This window comes from Chamaesiphon sp. VAR_48_metabat_403 (assembly GCF_031422475.1).
In the GTDB taxonomy this organism is placed as follows: Bacteria; Cyanobacteriota; Cyanobacteriia; order Cyanobacteriales; family Chamaesiphonaceae; genus Chamaesiphon.
The window spans coordinates 1-2,718 of sequence record NZ_JANPLS010000505.1 but is presented as its reverse complement, the minus strand read 5'-3'; the positions used below and the strand labels follow the sequence as shown (position 1 = coordinate 2,718).

Annotated in this window: 3 protein-coding genes; all 3 read right to left on the bottom strand. The window is 47.6% G+C overall.

What is annotated here, in order from left to right; genetic code table 11:
* Positions 1–100: 100 nt before the first annotated feature.
* Positions 101–823: a sirohydrochlorin chelatase gene (locus tag RMO79_RS23650; protein ID WP_310485723.1), complete on the bottom strand. Its 723-nt coding sequence runs from the start codon at positions 821–823 to the stop codon at positions 101–103.
* A gap of 58 nt (positions 824–881) precedes the next feature.
* On the bottom strand, positions 882–1,748 hold the full coding sequence (locus RMO79_RS23645) for a PEP-CTERM sorting domain-containing protein (RefSeq protein WP_310485722.1): 867 nt from the start codon (positions 1,746–1,748) through the stop codon (positions 882–884).
* Between the two features lie 129 nt (positions 1,749–1,877).
* Positions 1,878–2,663, bottom strand: coding sequence for a nitrate ABC transporter ATP-binding protein (locus tag RMO79_RS23640; RefSeq protein WP_310485724.1), 786 nt, complete (start codon positions 2,661–2,663; stop codon positions 1,878–1,880).
* Positions 2,664–2,718 lie beyond the last annotated feature (55 nt).

Below are 2,718 nucleotides of genomic sequence, written 5' to 3'. Positions count from 1 at the left end.
TCTGTGTCACTTTTAATTAGGTTTTAGGTTTTAGGCTTTAGGCTTTAGGTTTTAGGATTTTGGGCTGCAAGCATTTGGCTAAATCCCTATCCACTATCCACTATCTCAAAATTTTACCAATCGTGGCTACTAATTCGGGGCTATTACCGCTCGGTTCGCCTAGAATTAATTTTACCTGTGGATATTGCTCTCTTAATTGTGCGATCGATTCGGCGATCGCGTCTGTGATGCCACCTGCAAATAGAAAATAGGGTAAGATGCCAATTTCGGTCGCACCTGCGGCGATCGCGGTGGCGACTCGCTCGGCTAAACTGGGAGACACCGACCAATAAGCAGCCTGAAGATTCAAGTCATGGGCTAATCGCTCGACGATCTGGTTACTGCCAGCGCGACGACTACCATGAGCTAAAATAATACTCCGACTGGGTAATGTCGAACGGTTCCGGGCGAACAAATTGGTAAAATCGGGATTGTCACCCAAAAAAGCAGTAACCACTAATTTTACCTTATTGCCAATTTCACGATCGGCAAGTGCGACCTGGGCGGGAATATCTTCCATGACATGAACGCCAGGGATTAAAAATAATGGGAGCATCACGATCCGATCGGTCCCATTATTTTGACATCGATCGGCAAAATCGCCAATTTGGACGTGTAATGGTGTCGGAGCTAATTCTAATTGCGCTGTCTCGACTAAAATTGGCAATGCGTCAGGCGCGGTTTGTTGCAACCATTCACCTAATTGCCGTGCGATGCTAGCTACCGCCATCTGCGGACGCGGATCGCGACTGCCGTGAGATACTAATAAATAAGCGTCGGACAAGTGACTTGGGTGTAAAAAAGGATCGGATCTTAGTTATAACATTAACCGCGATCGTGGCTTAAATTTTCCGACCGATTTTGCCGAGTTTCCGCTTGAGAGTTGCACCAACTCCCATCGCCAGCCCAATTCCCAACAGATTGCTCGGTTCGGGAACTGCGGTAGAATCGGCGGTAGTGAGAGTAATTCTGGCAATATCTACACTTGCACCAGCCGAAGTCGTACCATCGCCAAAGAAAATAAAATTAGTGTTGTTATAAACATTCCCAAATACTGTATTCGCCGCCGAATAATCTCGCACAAAACCGCCAATGATAGGATTACCCCCACTAGATAGCGTGTAAGTATTTGCCAACAGCGGATTTGAATTGCGGGCAACGGTGAGATCGTATTGAGTTAAACTGCCAAGGATGCCGCCCACGCCTGTAGCTTGCTCGCCAAGACTGTTAAAGTTAGCATCGTTTTGTGAGAAAATATCGGTGTTTCTAAACCCGATCTCGATCCCCTTTTTATCGTTACCTAAAACGATCGCACTAAAGCCAGCCCGGAACGCTCCATTGACACCAGTGTTAGTTTGCGAGTTAATTTTGACGGTAAAGCTCAGTGTATAACCAGCATTATTATCTAATACTAGCGGTGGCAATGAGTTGTTAACTAAACCGCCAGTCAGCGCGTAATTAGAATAACCCGCAAATGTCCCTTCTGGGCGACTCGTATTGAGGGTAGTTACACCCCCAGTCGCGGTTTGCGAACCAGCCCCAACATTAGCAAAACCTAAGTAAGCAGGTGGATTGTATAGATCTGGAGTAACTCCTGAAGCACCATCGTAAAGCGTAATTGTTGCCGCGCTAGCTCGATCGCCATTGCCCATCGTTATTATCCCACCTGCGGCGATTGCGGAAATTAGTCCCCAATAGTTTAGTTTCATACTCTATACCTGCATGTAGTTATAAGATACACTCACACCTATTATGCGCGGACGAGCGAGAAATCTAACTACTTTGAACAAATATTACAGATGGTTGACAGACCGCTCGATCGATCTGAAATCTGCAATCTAATCGTCTAAATGTGCGTAGCGATTGAAGAGAAAATCGAGAGCATAGTTGCGGAGATCGATATAAGTTTGACTTGCCATAATTTTCTCGCGATTGCGGGGACGATCGAAGGGAATATCTAGTACTTCGCCAATTTTAGCAGCAGGGCCATTAGTCATCATCACCAATCGATCGGCCAGATATAATGCTTCGTCGATGTCGTGGGTAATCATTAATACCGTAACACGATGTTCGCTCCAAATCGTCAGGAGTTCGTCTTGTAATTCTTCTTTGGTAATGGCATCGAGGGCACCAAAGGGTTCATCTAAGATTAATACCTGGGGTTTAATTGCTAGGGCGCGGGCGATCGCCACGCGCTGTTTCATCCCGCCAGAGAGTTGTCCGGGCTTTTTGCTGGCAGATTCGGTCAATCCAACCATATTGAGGTGTTCGCGGACGATTTCTTTTTTCTGGGCTTCAGTGTGGGTGGGATAGACGGAATCGACGGCGAGGTAAACGTTATCATAGGCGGTCAGCCAGGGCAGGAGACAGTAGTTTTGGAACACCATCATTCGATCGGGGCCGGGTTCGGTAATCGGCTTGTCCTGGAGCGTTACGGTGCCGCTGGTGGGGGTGTTGAAGCCGGATACCATGTTGAGGAGGGTGGATTTGCCGCAGCCGGAGTGACCGATTAGGCAGATGAATTCACCTTCGTTGACGGCTAAATCGATGCCGTCGAGGATGGTGGCGGGGCCGTTGGCGGTGGGGTAAACTTTGGTGACTCGATCGATGGTGAGGAATGACATATTAGTGTTTTGTGCGGTTATTTTGGGATTAGTCTTTCCGGTTCCCTCCCCTTTG